This window comes from Pseudomonas fluorescens (assembly GCF_018614775.1).
In the GTDB taxonomy this organism is placed as follows: Bacteria; Pseudomonadota; Gammaproteobacteria; order Pseudomonadales; family Pseudomonadaceae; genus Aquipseudomonas; species Aquipseudomonas fluorescens_BY.
On record NZ_JAGGOF010000064.1, the window covers coordinates 12,301 to 35,150 of the forward strand.

At 61.8% G+C, this 22,850-nt stretch carries 24 protein-coding genes; 10 read left to right on the forward strand and 14 right to left on the reverse strand.

Features of this window, described 5'->3' with window-relative positions:
• Positions 1 to 23: 23 nt before the first annotated feature.
• The 3 genes from J7E36_RS17350 to dapA are packed head-to-tail and all read right to left on the reverse strand — an operon-like array spanning position 24 to position 2,798.
• Positions 24 to 782 carry an MBL fold metallo-hydrolase gene (locus J7E36_RS17350; RefSeq protein WP_215005276.1) on the reverse strand — a complete coding sequence of 253 codons (759 nt, stop codon included), beginning with the start codon at positions 780 to 782 and terminating at the stop codon, positions 24 to 26.
• Positions 783 to 786: 4 nt separating this feature from the next.
• Positions 787 to 1,902: an outer membrane protein assembly factor BamC gene (gene bamC / locus J7E36_RS17355; protein ID WP_215005279.1), complete on the reverse strand. Its 1,116-nt coding sequence runs from the start codon at positions 1,900 to 1,902 to the stop codon at positions 787 to 789.
• A 17-nt stretch (positions 1,903 to 1,919) separates the two neighbouring features.
• A complete protein-coding gene (gene dapA, locus J7E36_RS17360) occupies positions 1,920 to 2,798 on the reverse strand; it encodes a 4-hydroxy-tetrahydrodipicolinate synthase (protein ID WP_215005282.1) in 879 nt (292 codons plus the stop codon).
• Positions 2,799 to 3,114: 316 nt separating this feature from the next.
• Between dapA and J7E36_RS17365 the strand changes: the two genes are divergently transcribed.
• Positions 3,115 to 3,675, forward strand: coding sequence for a glycine cleavage system protein R (locus J7E36_RS17365; RefSeq protein WP_003184325.1), 561 nt, complete (start codon positions 3,115 to 3,117; stop codon positions 3,673 to 3,675).
• A gap of 10 nt (positions 3,676 to 3,685) precedes the next feature.
• Positions 3,686 to 4,159 carry a peroxiredoxin gene (locus J7E36_RS17370; protein ID WP_215005285.1) on the forward strand — a complete coding sequence of 158 codons (474 nt, stop codon included), beginning with the start codon at positions 3,686 to 3,688 and terminating at the stop codon, positions 4,157 to 4,159.
• Positions 4,160 to 4,287: 128 nt separating this feature from the next.
• On the opposite strand, the gene J7E36_RS17375 is transcribed toward J7E36_RS17370, so the two are convergent.
• Together J7E36_RS17375 and J7E36_RS17380 are read right to left on the reverse strand one after the other, a co-directional pair.
• On the reverse strand, positions 4,288 to 5,358 hold the full coding sequence (locus J7E36_RS17375; RefSeq protein ID WP_215005288.1) for an AI-2E family transporter: 1,071 nt from the start codon (positions 5,356 to 5,358) through the stop codon (positions 4,288 to 4,290).
• A gap of 30 nt (positions 5,359 to 5,388) precedes the next feature.
• Positions 5,389 to 5,628, reverse strand: coding sequence for a sulfurtransferase TusA family protein (locus J7E36_RS17380; RefSeq protein ID WP_215005291.1), 240 nt, complete (start codon positions 5,626 to 5,628; stop codon positions 5,389 to 5,391).
• 98 nt (positions 5,629 to 5,726) lie between these two features.
• On the opposite strand from J7E36_RS17380, the gene J7E36_RS17385 reads away from it, so the two are divergent.
• Positions 5,727 to 7,160 carry a M48 family metalloprotease gene (locus tag J7E36_RS17385; protein ID WP_215005294.1) on the forward strand — a complete coding sequence of 478 codons (1,434 nt, stop codon included), beginning with the start codon at positions 5,727 to 5,729 and terminating at the stop codon, positions 7,158 to 7,160.
• A gap of 232 nt (positions 7,161 to 7,392) precedes the next feature.
• Here the strand turns inward: J7E36_RS17385 and J7E36_RS17390 are convergent, their stop codons facing one another.
• The 4 genes from J7E36_RS17390 to rpoE all read right to left on the reverse strand — a co-directional run bounded on the left by J7E36_RS17390 (position 7,393) and on the right by rpoE (position 11,214).
• Positions 7,393 to 8,823: a DegQ family serine endoprotease gene (locus J7E36_RS17390; protein WP_215005297.1), complete on the reverse strand. Its 1,431-nt coding sequence runs from the start codon at positions 8,821 to 8,823 to the stop codon at positions 7,393 to 7,395.
• Positions 8,824 to 9,053: 230 nt separating this feature from the next.
• Positions 9,054 to 10,001: a MucB/RseB C-terminal domain-containing protein gene (locus tag J7E36_RS17395; RefSeq protein ID WP_215005301.1), complete on the reverse strand. Its 948-nt coding sequence runs from the start codon at positions 9,999 to 10,001 to the stop codon at positions 9,054 to 9,056.
• 12 nt (positions 10,002 to 10,013) lie between these two features.
• The gene (locus J7E36_RS17400) at positions 10,014 to 10,601 is read right to left on the reverse strand and encodes a sigma-E factor negative regulatory protein (RefSeq protein WP_215005304.1); all 588 of its coding nucleotides are present in this window, start codon (positions 10,599 to 10,601) and stop codon (positions 10,014 to 10,016) included.
• 31 nt (positions 10,602 to 10,632) lie between these two features.
• Complete coding sequence (rpoE, locus tag J7E36_RS17405) at positions 10,633 to 11,214, reverse strand: RNA polymerase sigma factor RpoE (protein WP_003172477.1); 582 nt, start codon at positions 11,212 to 11,214, stop codon at positions 10,633 to 10,635.
• 560 nt (positions 11,215 to 11,774) lie between these two features.
• On the opposite strand from rpoE, the gene nadB reads away from it, so the two are divergent.
• Positions 11,775 to 13,391 carry an L-aspartate oxidase gene (nadB, locus tag J7E36_RS17410; RefSeq protein WP_215005307.1) on the forward strand — a complete coding sequence of 539 codons (1,617 nt, stop codon included), beginning with the start codon at positions 11,775 to 11,777 and terminating at the stop codon, positions 13,389 to 13,391.
• Here nadB and J7E36_RS17415 read toward each other — a convergent pair.
• A complete protein-coding gene (locus J7E36_RS17415; RefSeq protein WP_215005310.1) occupies positions 13,360 to 13,812 on the reverse strand; it encodes a protein YgfX in 453 nt (150 codons plus the stop codon). The genes nadB and J7E36_RS17415 overlap by 32 nt on opposite strands.
• A complete protein-coding gene (locus J7E36_RS17420) occupies positions 13,796 to 14,050 on the reverse strand; it encodes a succinate dehydrogenase assembly factor 2 (protein WP_003184348.1) in 255 nt (84 codons plus the stop codon). The genes J7E36_RS17415 and J7E36_RS17420 overlap by 17 nt, the downstream gene beginning before the upstream one ends.
• 149 nt (positions 14,051 to 14,199) lie before the next feature.
• On the opposite strand from J7E36_RS17420, the gene J7E36_RS17425 reads away from it, so the two are divergent.
• Both J7E36_RS17425 and J7E36_RS17430 read left to right on the forward strand, forming a co-directional pair.
• Positions 14,200 to 15,141 carry a YgfZ/GcvT domain-containing protein gene (locus J7E36_RS17425; RefSeq protein ID WP_215005313.1) on the forward strand — a complete coding sequence of 314 codons (942 nt, stop codon included), beginning with the start codon at positions 14,200 to 14,202 and terminating at the stop codon, positions 15,139 to 15,141.
• Positions 15,142 to 15,178: 37 nt separating this feature from the next.
• Positions 15,179 to 16,000, forward strand: a complete 822-nt coding sequence (locus J7E36_RS17430; protein WP_215005316.1) for an HDOD domain-containing protein — start codon at positions 15,179 to 15,181, stop codon at positions 15,998 to 16,000.
• A gap of 88 nt (positions 16,001 to 16,088) precedes the next feature.
• Here J7E36_RS17430 and J7E36_RS17435 read toward each other — a convergent pair whose 3' ends face one another.
• The 3 genes from J7E36_RS17435 to J7E36_RS17445 all read right to left on the reverse strand — a co-directional run bounded on the left by J7E36_RS17435 (position 16,089) and on the right by J7E36_RS17445 (position 18,539).
• On the reverse strand, positions 16,089 to 17,480 hold the full coding sequence (locus J7E36_RS17435) for a sensor histidine kinase (protein WP_215005319.1): 1,392 nt from the start codon (positions 17,478 to 17,480) through the stop codon (positions 16,089 to 16,091).
• The gene (locus J7E36_RS17440) at positions 17,473 to 18,144 is read right to left on the reverse strand and encodes a response regulator (RefSeq protein WP_215005322.1); all 672 of its coding nucleotides are present in this window, start codon (positions 18,142 to 18,144) and stop codon (positions 17,473 to 17,475) included. The genes J7E36_RS17435 and J7E36_RS17440 overlap by 8 nt, the downstream gene beginning before the upstream one ends.
• 107 nt (positions 18,145 to 18,251) lie before the next feature.
• Entirely contained in the window at positions 18,252 to 18,539 is a 288-nt protein-coding gene (locus tag J7E36_RS17445) for a hypothetical protein (protein WP_215005323.1), read from the reverse strand.
• A gap of 53 nt (positions 18,540 to 18,592) precedes the next feature.
• On the opposite strand from J7E36_RS17445, the gene J7E36_RS17450 reads away from it, so the two are divergent.
• The 4 genes from J7E36_RS17450 to J7E36_RS17465 are packed head-to-tail and all read left to right on the forward strand — an operon-like array spanning position 18,593 to position 22,633.
• Complete coding sequence (locus J7E36_RS17450) at positions 18,593 to 19,570, forward strand: Bug family tripartite tricarboxylate transporter substrate binding protein (RefSeq protein ID WP_215005326.1); 978 nt, start codon at positions 18,593 to 18,595, stop codon at positions 19,568 to 19,570.
• Positions 19,571 to 19,625: 55 nt separating this feature from the next.
• On the forward strand, positions 19,626 to 20,087 hold the full coding sequence (locus tag J7E36_RS17455; RefSeq protein ID WP_215005329.1) for a tripartite tricarboxylate transporter TctB family protein: 462 nt from the start codon (positions 19,626 to 19,628) through the stop codon (positions 20,085 to 20,087).
• A gap of 1 nt (position 20,088) precedes the next feature.
• Positions 20,089 to 21,603, forward strand: a complete 1,515-nt coding sequence (locus J7E36_RS17460; RefSeq protein ID WP_215005332.1) for a tripartite tricarboxylate transporter permease — start codon at positions 20,089 to 20,091, stop codon at positions 21,601 to 21,603.
• Positions 21,596 to 22,633, forward strand: coding sequence for an AbrB family transcriptional regulator (locus tag J7E36_RS17465; RefSeq protein ID WP_215005334.1), 1,038 nt, complete (start codon positions 21,596 to 21,598; stop codon positions 22,631 to 22,633). The genes J7E36_RS17460 and J7E36_RS17465 overlap by 8 nt, the downstream gene beginning before the upstream one ends.
• The last annotated feature ends 217 nt before the right edge of the window (positions 22,634 to 22,850 follow it).

Genomic DNA, 22,850 nt, shown 5'->3' on the forward strand with positions numbered 1-22,850 from the left:
GGCTCCGCTTGCTAAGTAGTGGGCTAGGCGATATGTCGCCAGTCGAGCCCTGAATCTTGATCGGCCAGTTGCAGCCAGTCCGGGTCGCACCCGAGGGTGTCGACAAAACATTGCCGGGCCAGCTGCGGCAGGTTGTTCTTGCTGCTCAGATGGGCCAGGACCAGGTGTTGCAGGCCTTGCCAGCCCAACTCGGCCACCAGGTACGCCGCCTGGTGGTTGTTCAAATGTCCGTGTTCCCCGCCGACCCGCTGCTTGAGGAAGTACGGGTAGTACCCGCGCGCCAGCATGTCGCGGCAGTGGTTGGACTCGATCATCAAGGCATCGAGGTCCCGGTAACTGTCCATCACCCTGTCGCAATACGAACCCAGGTCGGTCAGCAAGCCGAAACGCCGCTCTCCGTCACTGAACACATACTGCGTCGGCTCACGGGCGTCATGCGCCACGCTGACCACGTTGATGTCCAGGCAACCGATACGCAATTGCTCGCCACCGGCGACAAAACCCGCCGGCTCGATGGGCTTGCGCAGGCCGCCGAAGGTTCCACGGCTCAAATACACCGGCAGATTGTAGCGCCGAGACAGCAAACCCACGCCATGCACGTGGTCGGCATGTTCGTGGGTCACGAGTATCGCGCTCAGTTGCGCCGGATGCACACCCAGGCGCAACAGGCGTTTCTCGGTTTCCCGCAGGGAGAAACCACAATCGACCAGCACGTACGTACCGGCGCTGGCTATCAGCGTGCCGTTCCCTTGGCTACCGCTGCCGAGAACGGCAAAACGCATCGGATCAGCCCAGGTTGTCCTGAATCACGCCCAACACTTTGCGCGCCACTTCAGCCGGCGCCACGGTGTTGATGTTCTTCTCGACGGTGACCTGGACGTTGTCGCCCACCTTGCTCAGGCGAACCTGATAACGCTCGGCGCGGGCTTCAACTTCTTCCTTGTCCGGCTTGCTGCCGAACAGGCCACTGAAGAAGCCAGGCTTCTCGTCTTTCTTCTCGGCCTTTTCGGCGAGGTTGATGTAGTACAGGCCCAGGCTGCGGTTGATGTCTTCAACCCGCCACTCACCCTGCTCCAGCGCACGGCCGACGCTCGCCCAGGCACGGTCCAGGTCGGAACCGACGTTGAGCACCGGGTTACCGCTGCCGTCTTCGGTCAGGCTGACGCGGCTCGGCGTGTCGTAGTCCCGGGAAGCCAGCATCGAGACGGAACCGCCCTGCTGTGCAGTACGGCTCATGCTGGCAAGCATGTCGTCTACCAGTGCAGCGTCGAGGCCGGTGTTGACCGAACGGTTGGTGAAGGCCACGTCGGCGGTGCTGCCGGCAGGACGCTCGGCGCTGACCACGTAGATTTCGCTGGTGTTGCGCTGCACGCCCGGCTCGATGCGCACCCGCACGCGGGTTTCGGCATCGGATGCGACGCCGGCGGCGGTCAGGCGCTTGCCCATGGCGGCGGACAATTCGTCAGCACGCTGCCAGGTGGTGGTGAACTCGCCGGTCTGCGGGCGTTGTTCGTCCAGGCGGAAACCGTTGTCCTGGAAGAACTGGATCGCCACGGGCCAGACTTCGGCCGGTGGATGCTGGCCCATGACCCAGCTGGAATCGCCACTCTTCTGCAAGGTGTAGTCGCTGGCATCGGCCACGGCCGACAGCGGCTGTGGACGCGGGACGATGTATTCGCCCTTGGCGGTGTCGTCGGCGACGTTGCGCGGGATCGGCAGCAGCGGATCCAGGCGCTTGGCGATGTTGACGTCTTGTGGCAATTGCATCGGTGCAGTCTGTTGCGCTTGCAGGTAATCGCTACCACGGTCGCGGAAGTAACCTTCCGGCCCCCAGATCCATCCGCAGCCGCTGGTGCTGGAGATAATCAAGGCAAGTGCGGAAAGTCCGGCCATTCGCTTCATGCGTTGTACTTCCTCAATTAAACCAGGACGCCGGACTGGCGCAGGGCCTGCCGCAGCGGTTCGTGACAGGTGTTGCTCAGCCAGGTGAGTGGCAAGCGGATACCTTCGTGCATCAGGCCCATTTCGACCAAAGCCCACTTCACCGGAATCGGGTTGGCTTCGATGAACAGGTCCTTGTGCAGCGGCATCAGTTTTTCGTTGATGGCCCGCGCGGTCTCGGCGTCGCCCTTGAGCGCGGCCTCGCACAGGTCGGCCATTTCGCGCGGGGCGACGTTGGCGGTGACGGAGATGTTGCCCTTGCCACCCAGCAGGATCAGCTCCACGGCGGTCGGATCATCACCGGACATCACGATGAAATCCTTGCTCACGCCATCGAGAATGGCCTTGGCGCGCTTCATGTCGCCGGTGGCTTCCTTGATGCCAATGATATTCGGCACGGTGGACAGGCGGATCACAGTCTCGGCCTGCATGTCGCAGGAGGTGCGGCCAGGAACGTTATAGAGGATCTGCGGGATGTCGACGGCTTCGGCGATGTGCTTGAAGTGCTGGTACAAGCCTTCCTGGGTCGGCTTGTTGTAGTAGGGAACGACCAGCAGGCAGGCGTCGGCACCGGCTTCCTTGGCGTTGCGGGTCAGCTCGACGGCTTCGCGGGTCGAGTTGGCGCCGGTACCGGCGATGACCGGGATGCGACCGTTGACCTGCTTGACCACGGCACGGATGACTTCGATGTGCTCGTTGACGTCGAGGGTGGCCGACTCGCCGGTGGTACCGACGGCGACGATGGCATGGGTGCCGTTTTCAAGGTGGAAGTCCACGAGTTTGCTGAGGCTGGCCCAGTCAAGATGCCCTTGTGCATCCATGGGTGTGACCAGTGCCACCATACTGCCCGCAATCATGAAACCGCTCCTGCCGGAAAAAGAGAGCGGTAATGGTACTGGCGCCAAGATGCTTGTACAAGCGAACTACCATTCCCCTTGGCGATGGTTTTCGCTACCCTTCAGGCTTTGATCGGTACCGATAAGCTCATACGCCGGTTTCCAGCCTCCGATTTCGTCGCCATAAGCCCCGATCCTGCGTTGTCCTAGCCCGTTCCTGGCATTGCGGAACACGGCGCAACCCCGGACACCGGGCTTTTGAATCGTTCATTTCGCCAGGCTTGGCACCGTCCCGAGCGGCCCCGGCACCGACCGCTCATCGCTTTAGGAATGCTGCATGTCCACCCCCACAGTCCGCGAACAATTCCTTGTTATCAGTGCCCTTGGCGCCAACCCCATGGAGCTGACTAACGTCCTGTGCCGCGCCAGCCATGAAAATCGCTGCGCCGTCGTGACCTCACGCCTGACCCGTCACGGCGAATGCAGCGCCCTGGTGCTCGAGATCTCCGGCAGCTGGGACGCCCTCGCTCGCCTGGAAGGCAGCCTGCCGGTGTTGGCGAAGAAGCACGCCTTCACCGTCAACGTGGTGCGCAGCGCCGCCCTGGAGAACCGTCCCCAGGCCCTGCCCTACGTGGCCTACGTCAGCTCGGCCTACCGCCCGGACATCATCAACGAGCTGTGCCAGTTCTTCATGGACCACCACGTCGAGCTGGAAAACCTGACCTGCGATACCTATCAGGCTCCGCAGACCGGCGGCACCATGCTCAACGCCACGTTCACCGTGACACTGCCGGCCGGCACCCAGATCAGTTGGCTGCGCGATCAGTTCCTGGACTTCGCCGACGCGATGAACCTGGACGCACTGATCGAACCGTGGCGCCCACAAAACCCAATGTAAGGAAGCGTTCATGGCCGTTGCCATCGACCAGCCGGTTACCGATTTCCAGGCACCCGCCACCAGTGGGCAGACCGTCGGCCTCGCCGCCCTGAAAGGCAAGCAGGTGGTGATCTACTTCTATCCGAAGGACAGCACCCCGGGCTGCACCACTGAAGGCCAGGGTTTTCGTGACCAGTACGCGCAGTTCCAGGCCGCCAACACCGAAGTGTTCGGCGTGTCCCGGGACAGCCTCAAGTCCCACGAGAACTTCAAGTGCAAGCAGGAATTTCCATTCGAGCTGATCAGTGACCAGGACGAGGCCGTCTGCCAGCTGTTCGACGTGATCAAGCTGAAGAAGCTCTATGGCAAGGAATACCTGGGCGTGGATCGCAGCACATTCCTGATCGACAAGGACGGTGTCCTGCGCCAGGAATGGCGTGGCGTGAAGGTGCCAGGACATGTGGATGCGGTATTGGCGGCGGCTCAGGCGCTCAACAAGGCCTGAGGCTTTCCATTGTCAGTACTGGCGCTATCGCGAGCAGGCTCGCTCCCACAGGGTTCAACGCAATCCTTGTGGGAGCGAGCCTGCTCGCGATGAGGCCATCCGCCTCACCGGATAAATCAGCTACTCAGCTACAACAACGGCGCCACCACCGGTTCCTTGCTCGGCCAGGCATCCAGCACCGCCTTGAACAGGGTCGCCAGCGGGATCGCAAAGAACACCCCCCAGAAGCCCCACAACCCGCCAAACAACAACACCGCGCAGATGATCGCCACCGGATGCAGGTTCACCGCCTCGGAGAACAGCAGCGGCACCAGCACGTTGCCGTCCAGCGTCTGGATGATCCCGTAGACCGCCATCAGGTAGATGAACTGATCGCTCCAGCCCCACTGGAACAGCGCAATCAAGGCCACCGGCACGGTTACCACCACGGTGCCGACGTAAGGCACCACCACGGAAATGCCCACCAATAGCGCCAGCAACGCGGCGTAGTTGAGCCCCATGGTCACGAAACCGATGTAGGTGACCCCGCCACAGATGAAAATCTCGATGACCTTGCCGCGAATGTAATTGGCGATCTGGCGATTCATCTCCTGGGCCACCCGGGTAATCAGCGCGCGTTCACGCGGCAGGTAACCCCGGACCCAGCGCCCGATCATCTCCCGGTCCTTGAGGAAGAAAAACACCAGGATCGGCACCAGCACCAGGTAGATCATGATGTTGACCAGAAGCGGCAAGCTCGACAGCGAAAACGTCAGCGCCCACTGGCCGAACTTGCCAATCTGCCCGCGTGCCACTTCGATGGTCTGCAGCACCTGTTCATCGGACACCAGGTGCGGATAGCGCTCGGGCAACAGCAAGAGCAGCGATTGCCATTTGGCGAGCATCCCTGGCAACTCATTGAAGAGTGTCACCAACTGGTGCCAGAGCAACGGCACGATCACCACCATGAAGAGCACGAGCAGCCCCATGAACAAGGCAAACACCAGCCCGACCGCCACGGCCCCCGGCAGCCGCAGGCGCTCCAGCGTGGTGACCAGGCCTTGCATCAGGTACGCCAGCACCATTCCCGCCAATACCGGCGCCAGCATGCCGCCCAGGGTGAGCACGGCGGTAAACGCCAGGAACAGCAGCACAGCCAGGACCACCGCCTCTTCATCGGAAAAGTAGCGTTGAATCCAGTCGCGTAACACTTTGAACATTAAAAATCCTTAAGGCGGGCCATCGGTTTCTCAGGCTTTTTGCAGCCAATAACGATAAACACCGTTGTCGTCTTCTTCACGCAGCAGCGTATGACCGGCCAACCGGGCGAAGGTGCGAAAATCACGCTGGGAGCCCGCATCCGTGGCGGTGACCTTGAGCACGGCACCACTGGCCAGGCGATTGAGTTCCAACTTGGCTTTGAGCAACGGCAACGGACAGTTCAGGCCGCTGGCGTCCAGTTCGGCATCGTGGGCTACAGCATCGGTCATCGGTTCACTCCGCAGCAGGTCGTCGGGCGGCCTAGAATATCTGGTCCCGGGCCTGGTGTCCGGCTACAGTAGGGTCTTTGTCGACTAAGGCTCCGTGCATGACATTTCTGCGCCCCACCCTGCTGACGCTCGCTTGCCTGCTTGCCTCACCGGGCTTCGCCGACGACCTGCCGTCACTTGGCGATGCCAGTTCTGCCATTGTCTCGCCGGAGCAGGAGCACCAGCTCGGGCGCGCCTGGCTGGCGCTGCTGCGCAGCCAGGTTTCACAGCTCAACGATCCACAACTCAAGGACTACGTTGAAACCAGTGTCTACAAGCTGGTGGAAACCAGCCAGGTCAATGACCGGCGCCTGGAGTTCATCCTGATCAACAGTCCGCAGCTCAACGCCTTTGCCGCACCTGGCGGCATCGTCGGGGTCAACGGCGGCCTGTTCCTCAATGCCCAGACGGAAGGCGAATACGCCTCGGTCATGGCCCACGAACTGGCGCATTTGTCGCAACGTCACTTCGCCCGTGGCGTCGAGGCCCAGCAGCGCATGCAGGTGCCGATGATGGCCGCGCTGCTGACCGGCATCGTGATTGCCGCCGCCGGTGGCGGTGACGCCGGCATCGCGGCCATTGCCGGGACCCAGGCGGCCGCCATCCAGGAACAGCGGCGCTTCTCTCGCCAGAACGAGCAGGAAGCCGACCGTATCGGCATCCTCAACCTGGAGAAGGCTGGTTATGATCCACGGTCCATGCCGACGATGTTCGAGCGCCTGATGCGCCAGTACCGTTTCGACGCGCGGCCACCGGAATTCCTGCTGACTCACCCGGTCACCGAATCCCGGATTGCCGACACCCGCAACCGCGCCGAACAGGCCAAGCCGGGCGGCATCGAGGACAGTGTGCGCTATCAACTGATCCGCGCACGGGTCCAACTGACCTATGAAGAAACCCCGGGCTTGGGCGCCAAGCGCTTCCGGGCGCAACTGGATGAGAACCCGAGCAACGACGTGGCGCGCTACGGCCTGGCGATCGCGCAAATCAAGGGCGGCCAGCTTAACGAGGCCCGGGAGAACCTCAAGCCGCTGCTGGGCAAATCACCCAACGAGATCATCTACAACCTGGCCCAGGTGGATCTGGATATCACCAGCAACAAGCTGCCCGACGCTCAATCGCGCGTTGACCGGATGTTGGCGCAATACCCGGGCAACTATCCCCTCAACCAGGTACGCGTCGACTTGCTGCTCAAGCAGAATCGCCCCGCCGACGCCGAGAAGGCCCTTGAGAACCTGCTCAAGACTCGCCCGGACGATCCGGACGTCTGGTACATGGTGGCCGAGACCCGTGGGCTGTCGGGCAATATCATCGGCTTGCATCAGGCGCGCGCCGAGTATTTCGCGCTGGTCGGCGATTACCGCCAGGCCATCCAGCAATTGGACTTCGCCAAACGGCGCGCCGGTACCAACTTCCCGCTGTCGTCACGCATCGATGCCCGGCAGCGCGAACTCATGGAACAGGAGCGCATGGTCAAGGACATGATGGGGTGATGGGGAACAGTGAATTCGCGGCTTGGCACCGAGCCCCTTGTGGGAGCGAGCCTGCTCGCGATAGCGGTGAGTCAGTCACCATTTTTGCTAGCTGATCTGCCGCTATCGCGAGCAGGCTCGCTCCCACAGGAGGATTAGGGGCTCGTCAATTTGTCGGTAGTGGTCACCGCCATTCGCCACGCATAAAAAAACCGCCTCTCTCGAGGCGGTTTTTTATTGCAGCGCCAGCCGGTTATTCAGCCAGCTTGAAGGTGATGAAGCTCGCACGGCCCTGACGCAGAACCCGCATCGAGACCGAACGATTTTTCGGCAGTGCCTTGGCAATATCGGTGAACTCCTTCGCGGAGCCGATGGCCTGGTTGTTCAGGTGGGTGATGATGTCACCCGGTTGCAGGCCGATGAGGGCAGCAGGACCGTCCTGCACTTCCTTGATCACCACGCCGCCTTGAAGATCCAGGGCCTTCTTCTGCTCATCGGTCAACTCGGCCACGGCCACGCCCAGGCGGTTGCTGCTGCGCTCGGCCCCGGACTTGGCAAGCGAATCCAGCTCCTTGCCCTCTTCGGGAATGGCGCCAACGGTCAACTCGACATTCTTGCGCTTGCCTTCACGAATCACTTCCAGATTGGCCTTCGCGCCGGCCTTGAGCGCGCCAACCAGATGGGGCAGGTCGGCAGACATGATGATCGGCTGACCATTCATGCTCAGAATCACGTCGCCTACTTGCAGGCCACCCTTGGCAGCCGGACCACCTTCCTGGATCTGCGCCACCAGCGCACCGGCCGGCTTATCCAGCCCGAACGACTCGGCGAGGTCCTTGTTGACTTCCTGGATGACCACGCCCAACCAGCCGCGGCTGACCTTGCCTTCGCTTTTCAACTGGCTGGACACGTCCATGGCCACGTCGATCGGAATGGCGAAGGACACGCCCATGAAGCCGCCCGAACGGGTGTAGATCTGGGAGTTGATCCCCACCACTTCACCTGCCAGGTTGAACAGCGGGCCGCCGGAGTTGCCCGGGTTGATCGGCACGTCGGTCTGGATGAACGGCACGTAGTTTTCGTTCGGCAGGCTGCGACCGATGGCACTGACAATACCTTGGGTCACAGTATGGTCGAAGCCAAACGGCGAACCGATGGCAACGACCCACTGGCCGGCCTTCAGGTCCTGGGATTTGCCCAGCTTGAGCACAGGCAGGTCCTTGCCGTCGATTTTCAGCAGCGCCACGTCGGAGCGTGGATCGGTACCGACCAGCTTGGCCTTGAGTTCACTGCGATCGGCCAGACGCACCAGAATCTCGTCAGCGTCAGCGATCACATGGTTGTTGGTCAGGATGTAGCCGTCAGGCGAGATAATGAAACCCGAGCCCAGGGATTGCGCTTCACGCTGGCGACCGCCACCCGGCGAACGCGGTTGCTGCGGCATCCCCCGCTCAAAGAACTCGCGCAGCATCGGCGGCAAGCCTTCGAGGTCCGGCATCTGCTGATCCGATACACGGCGATCCGGCAGCTTCTGGGTCGTACTGATGTTCACCACCGCGGGCGACGCCTGCTCGACCAGCTGCGTAAAGTCAGGCAGTTCCGCCGCCCCGGCAGGAACGGCCTGGCCGAGCACCAGCACGGTGGCAAAGATGGACAAATAGGTTTTCAAGCGTGGTATCGACATACGGCTCCCGTTACGACGAGCAGGGTTAAGCGATATGGAGCAAGAAATACCAGGGAATGACGCGCCGGTATTTTTGTTCCGGGAACAGACAAGGCCAGGGCCGAGTGGCTCTGACCTATAGAAAAAAAACCGTGTTTTTGCAAATGAAAATGCTGACAGGAAGTTTCGGCATTTCGATCAAGCCTTGGCGCCATCAGCCCTCTGCGCAATCGAATCACCCCAGCGATACGCTACTGGGGCGCCACGACATCGGAACGCATGGACAGCGCGATCCTTTCCGCCGTACCGATGGGAATCTCACCCACCACCGTGACCATCATTTCGCCCTGAGGCGTAGTGAGCCTACGGGAGACGGCAGCCGTCGGGCCGAGCTGAGTCCGGGTATCAGTGGCGTTCGCGCCGTTCAACGGTTCAACGAATACCGAGACGCGAGCCAGGCCGTCATCGTACATCAGACTGTTGACCTGAATCCGGGTGTCCGGGTCCTTGCGCGCAGCGCTGCTGGTCAGTTCGAAGCCGGGCGGAAGCCAGTCCGAGTGCCAGGTGGTTTTCATCGCTGCGGCCCGGTCGGGATCCTGCGCGACATCCTTGCAATCGGCGCTGGCTTGCAGATCGGCGTCTGTTGGGACGGCAACGTTCAAACGGGTGAACTGAAACCGCTCAAGCAACTGCCCTTTGTCGTTGAGCAACAACGACTTGAGCGGCAAGCCGGTTTCTTTGTCCACATGCAGTTCGAAGCCATAACGGTGCTGGTCCTTGGGCGTCAACGCCACAATGACCGCTTGGCGTCCAGCGACGCGCGACTTGCCAACGACGACAAGGTCGTACCAATTCTTGAGTTTTTGCGGATCGAGCGTTCGTGTGGTGCTGTCAGGCGTATTGCCCAGCCCCGCGACCAAGGAGCCGCTGACGCATTGAGTGCGTCCATCAATGCGCAGGACTTCCTGTGCCGAACCGTCAAGCTGGAGTAACCGCTCGCGGACTTTGCCATCTTGGACGCGATGCCAGATGTTGTGGGTAGAAAAACTACCGCTGCGCTCGTAAACGAAAGTACCCTGGAAGCTTTGCTGTCGCTCGGCCTGGCCCAGGCGGTTCAACCAGTCCTGAGCCTCATCGGCATAGGCTGGAATCGCACACCAGCCACCCAGCAAAAGCGCGAATAAAGGTATGGCGCGCAATGGTCGTCCTTTTTAACGGTTTTCCAGACTGGCTGCACGGGCATAAGGCAGCGCACTTTCAGTACCTTTCAGGGCAGCCTGTTGGGCATGCTGGCGCAGGTAGTTGGGCAGACGCTGATCATGCCAGCCTGGCTGGCCTTGCAGCACACCGTTGGCCATTGGGCCTGCGGTTTCCGAACCTTCGCTGTAACCGGCCAGTACCGCTGGGCCCTTGACCTGTGGGGTGGCCAGGCCAGGCTGGTTGGACTGCTGCGCCATTTGCACGCCGGCAATCTCATCCTGGTTGTACAGGCGTACGCCGGCCAGTACGGCTACAGTGACCGAAGCGGCAACTGCCAGGCGACCCAGGCTGCGCCATGGTCCGCGGGAAGCTTTTGCCGGTACGGTTTCGTCAGCCAATGCAGCAGAAACAGCCGCAGCGATGTCCAGGCGCGGAAGCAGCAGATCCTTGTGCATGACAGCCCGGGCAATCTGGTACCGAGCCCAGGTCTCACGGGTTTCAACATCGTCGAAGGCATTCAATACCCGACGCAATTCCAGTTCGTCCGCTTCGTTATCCATCACTGCGGACAGCGATTCCTGCAGGGCTTCACGACTCATGGCGTTTCTCTCTTGGCTATCGCCGCTGTCTCTAGTTTTCCTGCAACAACGGCTGCAGGGCTTTATCAATGGCCTCCCGAGCGCGGAAGATTCGGGAGCGCACGGTACCCACCGGACATTGCATGACGCTCGCAATGTCTTCGTAACTCAGACCGTCGAACTCACGTAAAGTTAGAGCCGTACGCAAATCTTCAGGCAGTTGCTGGATAGTTCGATGGACAGTGCCTTCGATCTCATCCCGCAGCAAAGCGCGTTCCGGTGATTCGAGGTCCTTGAGGCCGTGATCGCCGTCGTAGAACTCCGCATCTTCGGAACTCACATCGCTATCCGGCGGCCGGCGGCCGCGTGAAACCAGATAGTTCTTCGCCGTGTTGATGGCGATGCGGTAAAGCCACGTGTAAAACGCGCTGTCCCCGCGAAAATTTCCCAGTGCCCGATAGGCCTTGATGAAGGCTTCCTGAGCAACATCCTGCGCTTCATGGGTGTCGTGCACAAACCGCACGATCAACCCGAGAATTTTGTGCTGATATTTCAGCACGAGCAGATCGAAAGCTCGCTTGTCGCCGCGTTGAACGCGCTCGACCAGCTGCTGATCCTCTTCCTGGGTTAGCATGAACACTCCTCGATAAGCTCGAAGGAGGCTTGCATTACTAATTGACCGGGCTTGCAAACATAGACTCGGGCTTTTCGCAAAAGTTCTCCCCCTTTCAAGCAAGTTTCCGGCGCGCTCTGATCTCGGCACGCACGAAAAACGCAGCACGAGATGCCCCGGCTGCGCGAATAATCTGTCGCCGGGCCTGTCGGCAAAGACTCCAATTGAAATCCTGCACCCACCCGACGCTGCTCCCTTTTGCAGACAACCGTCTATTGAACGTAGGCGCTTGGCAAAAGTTCCCTCTGTTTTACAGCGCCGTGAAGCGGACATTGAGCAACTGTGAGGCAATAAACAGTGTTCCATCCGCGAAACAGTCGCCTTGTTGCCTCCGCAGCCAACACCGCAATCCGACGAAGCGTGTCGCTTTTCTGTCACGCTGGTTTCACATTGCCATGAAGGCCCGGCTATTGTGCCGGTCCCCCCCTCTATATACTAGTGGGCTGCGTGGCTGCCTGACCCGTTGAAGCGGTGTCTGGCGCCAACCCCGACCCGGGTCGCCTTGAGCGGATACCAATCGAATGAGCCAACAGTTCCAACATGATGTCCTGGTAATCGGCAGCGGTGCCGCCGGATTGAGCCTTGCACTGACCTTGCCGGAGCATCTGCGCATTGCCGTGCTGAGCAAGGGCGACCTGGCCAACGGCTCGACATTCTGGGCCCAGGGCGGCGTTGCGGCCGTGCTGGATGATACCGACACCATTGAATCCCATGTCGATGACACCCTAAACGCCGGTGGTGGCCTGTGCAACCCAGAAGCCGTGCGCTTCACCGTCGAGCACAGCCGGGAAGCCATCCAGTGGCTGATCGATCAGGGCGTGCCGTTTACCCGTGACGAGCAATCCGGCACCGAAGACGGTGGCTTCGAGTTTCACTTGACCCGCGAGGGCGGCCACAGCCATCGACGGATCATTCATGCGGCCGATGCCACTGGCGCGGCGATCTTCAAGACGTTGCTCGCCCAAGCCCGACAGCGACCGAATATCGAATTGCTGGAACAGCGGGTCGCGGTCGACCTGATTACCGAAAAACGCCTGGGGCTGGACGGCGACCGCTGCCTCGGCGCCTACGTGCTCAATCGCGGCACCGGTGAGGTCGACACCTATGGCGCGCGCTTCGTCATCCTCGCCTCCGGTGGCGCCGCAAAAGTCTACCTTTACACCAGCAACCCCGACGGCGCCTGCGGTGACGGCATCGCCATGGCCTGGCGCTCGGGCTGCCGGGTGGCAAACCTGGAGTTCAACCAGTTCCACCCCACCTGCCTTTACCACCCGCTGGCCAAGAGTTTCCTGGTGACCGAGGCCCTGCGTGGCGAAGGTGCCCACTTGAAGCTGCCCAACGGTGAACGCTTCATGCAGCGTTTTGATCCGCGCGCCGAACTGGCGCCGCGGGACATCGTCGCCCGGGCCATCGACCATGAAATGAAGCGCCTGGGCATCGACTGCGTCTACCTGGACATCAGCCACAAGCCCGAAGCGTTCATCAAGAGCCACTTCCCGACGGTGTACGAGCGCTGCCTGGAGTTCTCCATCGACATCACCCGGCAGCCGATCCCGGTGGTGCCGGCGGCGCACTACACCTGCGGTGGCGTGATGGTCGACCAGCACGGCCGCACCGACGTTCCTGGGCTGTACGCTATTGGCGAAACCAGCTTCACCGGCCTGCACGGCGCCAACCGCATGGCCAGCAACTCGCTGCTGGAGTGCTTCGTCTACGCCCGCTCGGCCGCGGCCGACATCCTGCAGCAGTTGCCGCAGATCGCCATCCCGGCCGCGCTGCGCTCTTGGGACGCCAGCCAAGTCACCGACTCGGACGAAGACGTGATCATCGCCCACAACTGGGACGAATTACGGCGCTTCATGTGGGACTACGTAGGCATCGTGCGAACCAACAAGCGCCTGCAACGGGCACAGCACCGGGTGCGCTTGCTGCTGGATGAGATCGACGAGTTCTACAGCAACTATAAAGTCAGCCGCGACCTGATCGAGCTGCGCAACCTGGCCCAGGTGGCCGAACTGATGATTCGCTCGGCCATGGAGCGCAAGGAAAGCCGAGGACTGCATTACACCCTCGACTATCCGAACCTGCTGCCCGAGGCACTGGACACTATCCTGGTGCCGCCCACCTACGCCGGCTGAACTTGAGCCGCACGCGCAGGCGCCGATGGACATCCGGCGCCAACGCGTCGCGGGGTACGCACAGCGACCGGACCCACCACTCACCAGGCAAGCGAAAACGCAGCACCACGATCATCGGCAGTGCCAGGCTGTCGGGGCGCAACTGCACGGCCCGCCAACCCTCGGCCTTGCTCCAGAGAGACCAGCCGACGGCATCGCGACGCAAGCCACTGAACGCCCTGCAATGGGTCAGCAACAGGTGTCGTGGTAGTACCCAGGCGCCATGGGCCAGGCACAACACGATGCCAAGCGCTGTGGACCAGAACGGCACAGACAGGAGAAACAACGAACCCAGGGCGAACGCCTGGGCCAGCAGATAGGCCGCCAGCAATTGCCCGGAGGCCTGCCAGCGGCATTCGAAACGATTACTTCGGCTGGACACGGTCCAGAATCATCCGGACCATGCGTTGCAGCTCTGGGTCTTCGGATTCGCTACGCTCCATGAACCAGCCGAACATGTCCTGATCCTCGCACTCGAGCAGTCGGACATAGCAGGCACGGTCCACTTCATTGAGATGGGGATAAACCTCTTTCACGAACGGCACCAGCAACACGTCCAGCTCAAGCATGCCGCGACGGCTGTGCCAGTAGAGGCGATTCAGTTCAACATCTTCGACCATGGAGCGCTCCTCAAATAGAGCGCAAGTATACAGGCCCCGCCGTGGCGGAACAGACGGCTTTGGCCGGTCACCACCGATCCTTTGTAAACTACCCATTTCAAGGGCGCCCCCTTATGATGTCCACCAGACTTTTTACCCTGCGATGACCCATGGCTGATTCCGCTTTTTTCTGCACCCTGTCCCACGAAGGCGTTCTCGCGGTCCGCGGCGTGGATGCCGACAAATTCCTGCAAGGCCAATTGACCTGCAACCTTAATTACCTGAGCGACAGCCGGTCCAGCCTCGGCGCCCGCTGTACCCAGAAAGGCCGGATGCAATCGAGTTTCCGCATCCTGCTCGAAGGCGACGGCGTGTTGATGGCGATGGCCGTTCAATTGCTCGAGCCGCAATTGGCGGACCTGAAGAAATACGCCGTGTTCTCCAAATCCAAGCTCACCGACGAAAGCACGGCCTGGGTTCGCTTCGGCCTGGAAAACGCCGATGACGTGCTGACCAACCTGGGCCTTGAGCTGCCGGGCGACACCGACAGCGTGGTTCGCCATGAATCGCTGATCGCCGTCCGTGTGTCTCCGGGGCGCGCTGAACTGTGGACCCGCGCGGAGCAGGCGCAAGCGTTGAAGAACCGGCTGGGTGCAAACCTGGCCGAAGCGGACCTGAATCATTGGCTGCTGGGCCAGATCCGCGCCGGAATCGGCCAGGTCATGCCGGCCACCCGCGAATTGTTCATCCCGCAGATGCTCAACCTGCAAGCGGTCGGCGGCGTGAGTTTCAAGAAAGGCTGCTACACCGGCCAGGAAATCGTCGCGCGCATGCAGTACCTGGGCAAGCTCAAGCGGCGCCTGTATCGCTTGCAACTCGATGCAAGCGAACTGCCGGAGCCGGGCACTGCGTTGTTCTCGCCGACCCACGGCAGTTCCATCGGCGAAGTGGTACTTGCCGCGCGAGCCGAGCACAACATTGAACTACTGGCGGTATTGCAGGCCGAAGCAGCAGAAGATGGCAACTTGCACCTCGGTGCCCTCGAGGGCCCGGCCTTGCAGTTGCTGGACCTGCCTTACGAACTGGACCGCGACCGCGAAATCCAGCGCTGATCGCAGCATTTTGTCGCAACGCCCCTAGAGAACCTAAATGAGCGATTTGGCGGAGAAGGTCCAACGGGATTTGGTGCAGGCCATCGATAACGATGACCTGGTGTTGCCAACATTACCGGAAGTGGCCCTGCAGATTCGCCGGGCCGCCGAAGACCCGGAAATCAGCGTCAGCAACCTGAGCAAAGTGATCGGCCGCGACACGGCGCTGTCGGCTCGCCTGATAAAAGTGGTCAATAGCCCATTGTTGCGCGCCACCCAGGAAGTGACCGACCTGCATACAGCCATCACCCGGCTGGGGGTCAACTACAGCAGCAACCTGGCTATCGGCCTGGTCATGGAGCAGATTTTCCATGCCCGCTCCGAGGTAGTCGAACGAAAGATGCGCGACGTCTGGCTCAAAAGCCTGGAGATTGCCGGCGTCAGCTATGCGCTGTGCCGCAGTTACACGCAACTCAAGCCCGACCAGGCCGCCCTCGGTGGGTTGGTGCACCAGATCGGCGTGCTGCCGATCCTGACATACGCACAAGACAACAATGAATTGCTGTCCGACCCGGTCAGTCTCAACCACGTCATCGAGACGATACATCCGGTGCTGGGAGACAAATTGCTCAGCGTCTGGGAGTTTCCGGAACGATTGGTGAAGCTGCCGGGGCAGTACCTGGATTTCACCCGGGATACCAAGCACGTCGACTATGTCGACCTGGTGCAAGTCGCTGCCTTGTATTGCTACAAGGACACCGATCATCCCTTGAGCAAAATCGATGTGTTCGCGGTTCCGGCCTTCAGGAAACTGGGGATTGACCCGGACAACAAGGGCCGCTGCGCGGATATCGAAGAAGCGCGGTCGATGTTCTATTAAAAGCACCGCGGGCAAGCCTCGCTCCCGAAGGTGTATCGATACCTGTGGGAGCAAGGCTTGCTCGCGATAGCATTATCGGAAGCGAACGTCAGTCTGTGCCAGGAACAAAACTCACCCGCACCTTCAATCCCCGCTCCTGCCCATCGTGCAGGGTAATCTGCGCCAGGTGAGCGCGGCAGATTTCACCGACGATTGCCAATCCCAGGCCGGAACCGGCCACTTGCTGGTTACGTCGATAGAAGCGTTCGAACACCCGGTCGCGCTCGTGCAGCGGAATGCCGGGGCCGTCATCTTCGACCTCCAGCACCGCTGGCGCGGTAACGCGCAGGATCACGTTGCCGCCGGACGGTGTATGGGCCAGGGCGTTGTCCACCAGATTACTCAGCAACTCGTTCAGCAGGGTCGGCTCACCCCGCAGCCACACCGGTTGATCGGCCTCCAAGGCCAGCGCCACCCCTCGGGCGTGAGCCAGCGGTGCCATGGCCATGCCCAGCTCTCGGGCCAACTGGCTCAGATCCAGTAATTGCGCACCACCCTCGGCAATCGCACGGGCGCCGTTTTCAACACGGGCCATGGACAACAGCTGGTTAGCCAGATGAGTCAATCGATCGGTGCCCTGCGCCGCGGTTTCCAGGGTTTCACGCCAGGTCGTCGGCTCACTGGCGCGCAAGCCCAGTTCCAGGCGCGCCTTGAGCGCGGCCAACGGCGTGCGCAGTTCATGGGCGGCATCGGCGATGAACTGCGCCTGGCGCTCGAATTGCCCGCGCAGGCGCTCGGTGAAATGATTGAGCGCCCGCACCAGCGGCCAGAGTTCATGCTGGACCTCCACCAAAGGCAGCGGCCGCAGATCGTCCGGTTGGCGCTCTTCCACCGCCGTGCGCAAACGCTCCAACGGGCGCAGCGCGGCGCTGACCGCAAACCACACCAACAACAGCGCGCCCACGGCCAGCATACCGAGGCGCAACAGGGTGTCGGCCATGAGGCTGCGGGCCATGCTGACCCGCGCCTCTTCGGTTTCCGCCACGCGGATTTCCGCCATGCCGTTCATGTTCGGCTCGCTCACGGGCTTGAGCAGGCTCACCACCCGCACGTTCTGGCCCTGGTAACTGGCGTTGTAGAAGCGCGCCAGGGCCGGGTAATCGTCGGTGCGTGGCGTACCGGGCGGCGGGCCCGGGAGGTTTTCGTAACCGGAGATCAGTTGCTTGTTGATGTCATTGACCTGGTAATAGATGCGCCCGGCGCTGTCGTAGGCGAAGGTATCCAGAGCGACATACGGCACGTCCGCACTCAGGCTGCCGTCGCGTTGCGAAAGCCCGGCGGCGATGGTCCGTGCCGAGGCCAGCAGCGTTCGATCGTAGGCGGTATCCGCGGCTTCACGCCCATTCCAGTAGGCGCTCAAGCCACTGGCGAGCATCAGCACCACCAGCAGCAATGCAAGGTTCCACAGCAGCCGCCAGCGCAGGCTGTCGGGCTTACGCATCACGGTTTTCCAGCAAGTAACCCAGGCCCCGGAACGTCACGATGGCTACGGCATGCCCATCGAGTTTCTTGCGCAGGCGGTGGACGTAGATTTCGATGGCGTCGGGGCTGGCCTCTTCGTCGAGGCCGAACACCTGTGCCGCCAGTTGCTCCTTGCTCATTACCCGTCCTGGCCGGGCGATCAACGCCTCCAGCACGGCTTGTTCGCGGGACGTCAGGGTCAGCAATTCCTCATCGAGGGTGAAGCGGCGGGTGTCCAGGTCATAGATCAGCCCGCCACAGCGCTGCTGGCGTTCGCCGCCCAGGACGCTACGCCGCAACAGCGCCTTGACCCGGGCCTCCAGCTCAGTGAGTTCGAATGGCTTGGCCAAATAATCGTCGGCGCCAAGGTTCAGTCCGTGGACACGGTCCTTGACGTCGCTGCGGGCGGTCAGCATCAGCACCGGCAGGGTCTTGCCCCGGGCCCGCAGGCGCGCCAGCACTTCGAAACCGTCCATGCGCGGCAACCCCACATCAAGGACCGCCACGGCATATTCCTCGCTGCTCAAGGCCAGGTCCGCCGCCACCCCGTCGTGCAGCACATCCACGGTCAAACCGGTGCTCTTGAGCGCCTGGGCAACACTCTCGGCGAGCTGCAGATGGTCTTCGACGAGCAGAACACGCATTGGGTTATTCCTCGATTCAGGGATGGCCGACGCCATTCTTTGGCGCGGAGTTTACAGCCGCAGCGATCACTGTGAAGTCAAAAAACATCCTGAAAGCTTTTGAAAGGTTAGCGAAAGGTTGGGCCGTTAGAGTCCCGGGACGGACAGTTTCGACTGCCGGTCGCGATACCCGTCGCGAACGAAAAGCGCCTCGAAGCGTTTTCGCCGATAAGAACAATAAAAGCGGAGTGATTACCATGCTGTCCATACAGCGCCAGGCCCCAGTGCCTGTCCACCCTTCCCGCTTCCTGCAGACCGTCCTGGCCAGCACCACCGCTGCCCGGCCTGACGTCGCTCCATGCCTTCAATTCCTGCCCCGACTTGCGCCGGCCATCAATGATGATCATGGCAGCCATCGGGCAACGCTCCATTCGCACCACACACAACAACAACTCCTGTGGAGACAATAATGAACCTATCACTGCGTAAAGTAGCCCTTGCCGCCGGTTGCCTGATGTTCGCCGGGCAATTGCTCGCCGAACCGAAGCGCCCGGAGTGCATCGCCCCCGCCGCTCCCGGCGGCGGTTTTGACCTGACCTGCAAGCTGGCACAAAGCGCGCTGGTGAACCAGAAGCTGCTGACCAAACCGATGCGTGTCACCTACATGCCCGGCGGTGTCGGCGCGGTGGCCTACAACGCAGTGGTCGCCCAGCGCCCGGCCGACGCCGGCACGCTGGTAGCCTGGTCCAGTGGCTCGTTGCTAAACCTGGCGCAAGGCAAGTTCGGTCGTTTCGATGAAACCAACGTGCGCTGGCTGGCAGCCGTGGGCACCAGCTACGGCGCCATCGCGGTGAAAAGCGATTCGCCCTACAAGAACCTCGACGATCTGGTACAGGCCCTGAAGAAAGACCCTGGTTCCGTAGTCATCGGCTCCGGCGGCACCGTGGGCAGCCAGGACTGGATGCAAACCGCACTCATCGCCAAGGCGGCGGGTATCGACCCACGCAAATTGCGCTATGTGGCGCTCGAAGGCGGCGGTGAAATCGCCACCGCCCTGCTTGGCGGCCACATCCAGGTGGGCAGTACGGACATTTCCGACTCCATGCCACATATCCTGAGCGGCGACATGCGCCTGCTGGCGGTGTTCGCCGAGAAGCGCCTGGACGAGCCGGAAATGAAGGACATCCCCACCGCTCGCGAGCAAGGTTACGACATCCTGTGGCCGGTGGTGCGCGGCTTCTACCTCGGGCCAAAAGTCAGCGACGAAGACTACGCCTGGTGGAAAGACGCCTTCGACAAACTGCTGGCTTCCGAAGAATTCGCCAAGCTGCGTGACCAGCGCGAACTGTTCCCGTTCGCCATGACCGGCCCGGAACTGGACACGTATGTGAAGAAGCAAGTGGCCGATTACAAGGTGCTGGCCAAAGAGTTCGGCCTGATTCAGTAACCGTCTCTGTTCTCGCGGCGGCGTCGGCTCCCCCGGCGCTGCCCAGGAGTAAGTCATGCTCACCCTTCAACGTATTTTTGCCGCGTTGCTGTTGCTGGTCTGTATCGGCCTGGCACTGATGGCCTGGCCCTACCAGGCCGCGTTTTCCTACGAACCGGTGGGCCCACGGGCCTTTCCCCTGCTGATGCTCGGGCTGATGGGCCTGGCGCTGCTGTATATGGTCTTTCGTCCCGCCCCGATCGTACACAGCGACGATGACCCGCAACTGGACCGCGACACCTTGCAGAAGATTGCCATCTGCGTGGCGCTGCTGCTGGTGTTCGCCGGGACCTTCGAACCCTTGGGCTTCATCCTTTCCAGCATCCTGACCGGGGTGCCGATGGCGCGCCTGTATGGCGGCCGTTGGGTGCCGAGCGTGGTGATCATCAGCCTGATGGCCATCGGTCTCTATCTGTTGTTCGACAAGGTGATGGACGTGCCGCTGCCCCTGGGCCTGCTCGACGTCCTGGAGAATTGATATGGATACCCTGAATTATCTCGGCCAGGGTTTTGGCGTTGCCCTGACGCCTTACAACCTCGTCACCGCGTTGAGTGGCACCCTGATCGGTACCGTGGTCGGCCTGTTGCCGGGCCTGGGCCCGATCAACGGCGTGGCGCTGCTGATCCCGATTGCGTTCGCCCTCGGCCTGCCACCGGAATCGGCACTGATCCTGCTGGCCGCCGTGTACCTGGGTTGCGAATACGGCGGACGCATCAGCTCGATCCTGCTCAACATCCCCGGCGAAGCTTCCACGGTGATGACCACCCTCGACGGTTACCCGATGGCCCGGCAAGGTCTGGCCGGCGTGGCGTTATCGCTGTCGGCATGGAGTTCCTTCATCGGAGCGTTCATCGCCACCTGCGGCATGGTGCTGTTTGCCCCGTTGCTGGCGAAATGGGCGATCGCCTTCGGACCGGCGGAATATTTCGTGCTGATGGTGTTCGCCATCGTCTGCCTCGGTGGCATGGCCGGCGACCGACCGCTCAAGACATTCATTGCAGCGTTGATCGGTCTGTTCCTGTCCAGCGTCGGGATCGACGCCAACAGCGGTGTGTACCGCTTCACCGGTGACAACATCCACCTGACCGACGGCATTCAGTTCGTCGTGCTGGTGCTGGGCCTGTTTTCCATCAGCGAGATCCTGTTGCTGCTGGAGAAAACCCATCGCGGCCAGGAAGCGGTGAAAGCCACCGGGCGAATGATGTTCAACTTCAAGGAAGCGGCGTCGGTGTTCGCCGTGAACCTGCGTTGCGGCGTGCTGGGTTTCATCATGGGCGTGTTGCCAGGCGCTGGCGCGACCCTGGCCAGCGCAGTGGCGTACATGACCGAGAAGCGCATTGCCGGTGCCAGTGGTACGTTCGGCCAGGGCGACAAGCGCGGCCTTGCCGCCCCGGAAACCGCCATCGGTGGCGCGGCTTGCGGTGCGCTGGTGCCAATGCTGACCTTGGGCGTTCCCGGCTCGGGCACCACGGCGGTGATGATCGGCGCGCTGTCGCTGTACAACATCACCCCCGGCCCGTTGCTGTTCCAGCAACAGCCGGACATCGTCTGGGGCCTGATCGCGTCGTTGTTCGTCGCCAACATCATGCTGGTGATCCTCAACATCCCGATGATTCGCGTGTTCACGCGCATTCTGGCGGTGCCGAACTGGGCGCTGGTACCGGTCATCGCAATCATCACCGGCATTGGTGTCTACGCGGTGCATGCCACCACGTTCGACCTGTTCCTGATGATCGGCATCGGCATCTTCGGCTACATCCTGCGCAAGCTCGACTTCCCGTTGTCGCCGGTGCTGCTGGGCTTCATCCTCGGCGGCCTGATGGAACAGAACCTGCGCCGCGCGTTGTCGATTTCCAACGGTGCACTGGAGATCCTCTGGTCGAGCCCGATCACCTTCGGCTGCTGGGTTCTGACGGCGATCATGCTGTTGATGCCGCTGCTGCGGATCTGGCGTCGCCGCAGTGCCCAACGCCGTGCTGTGGCCGATGTCTGAGGCAACCTTCAGACACTGGTGGGGAACCCCGCTGGTCGGTCTGGCCGGCGGTTACCTGGCCAGCCTGATCGGCTGGCCACTGCCCTGGATGGTCGGCTCGTTGCTGGCGATCATCCTGGTGCGCTGCCTGACCCCGTGGCAGTTGACGGAAATCCCCGGCGGCCGCAAATGCGGCCAATGGGTGGTGGGCATCGGTATTGGCCTGCACTTCACCCCGGTGGTGATGGAACAAGTCCTGAGCCACTTCGGCCTGATCTTTTTTGGCGCGCTGATCACCAGCGTGTCCAGCGTGGTGAGCGTGTGGCTGATGCGCCGCACCGGTGAGGACCGCGCCACCGCTTTCTTCTCCAGCATGCCGGGCGGTTCCGGCGAAATGGTCAACCTCGGCGCCCGTAACGGCGCGGACCTCAGCCGTGTCGCCGCAGGCCAGAGCCTGCGGGTGCTGGTGGTCGTGCTGTGCGTGCCGGCGGCATTCAAATACCTGCTGGGTGAAGGTGCCCCGGTGCAGCACGCCACGACGGTGGACTGGCAATGGCTGGCCCTGCTGTTTCCGGCGGGCGCCCTGCTCGCCTGGGTCTGGGAACGCTTGCGCCAACCCAATCCGTGGCTGTTCGGGCCGCTGCTGGTGAGCGCGGCGGTGAGTATCGGTTGGGACCTGCACATCGGCTTGCCCCAGGGCGGCAGCCAGATTGGCCAGTGGCTGATCGGCAGCGGCCTGGGCTGTCATTTCAATCGGCAGTTCTTCCGGCGGGCGCCGTCGTTCATGGGGCGTACCCTGATCGGTACGGTGTTGACGATGTTGATTGCTACCCTCGCGGCTCTGGGCTTGAGCACCTTGACCCACCTGGACCTGCGCTCGCTGACCCTCGGCATGATGCCCGGCGGCATCGCCGAAATGAGCCTGACGGCGGAGACGCTGCAATTGTCGGTGCCGTTGGTGACGGCGTTGCAGGTGATGCGGCTGTTGTTTGTGTTGTTTCTGGCGGAGCCGTTGTTTCGGTGTTGGATGCGAAGACCGGGGGCCGTCTGAGCGTCCGTGGCGCGTTCATCGCGAGCAGGCTCGCTCCCACACTTTGATCTTCAGTTCCCTGCAAATCCTCTGATTGGGTGGAGGCAACAAGCTTGTGCTCGCTGCCCCTCCCACACCACCGGACGTGCGGTTTTCCGCATCCGGCGGTTGAACAGCTCAGCTAGCTGCTGAGGCGAAGTCCTGTGGCGTCCACAGTCCCCAGCGTTGCATTACCTTC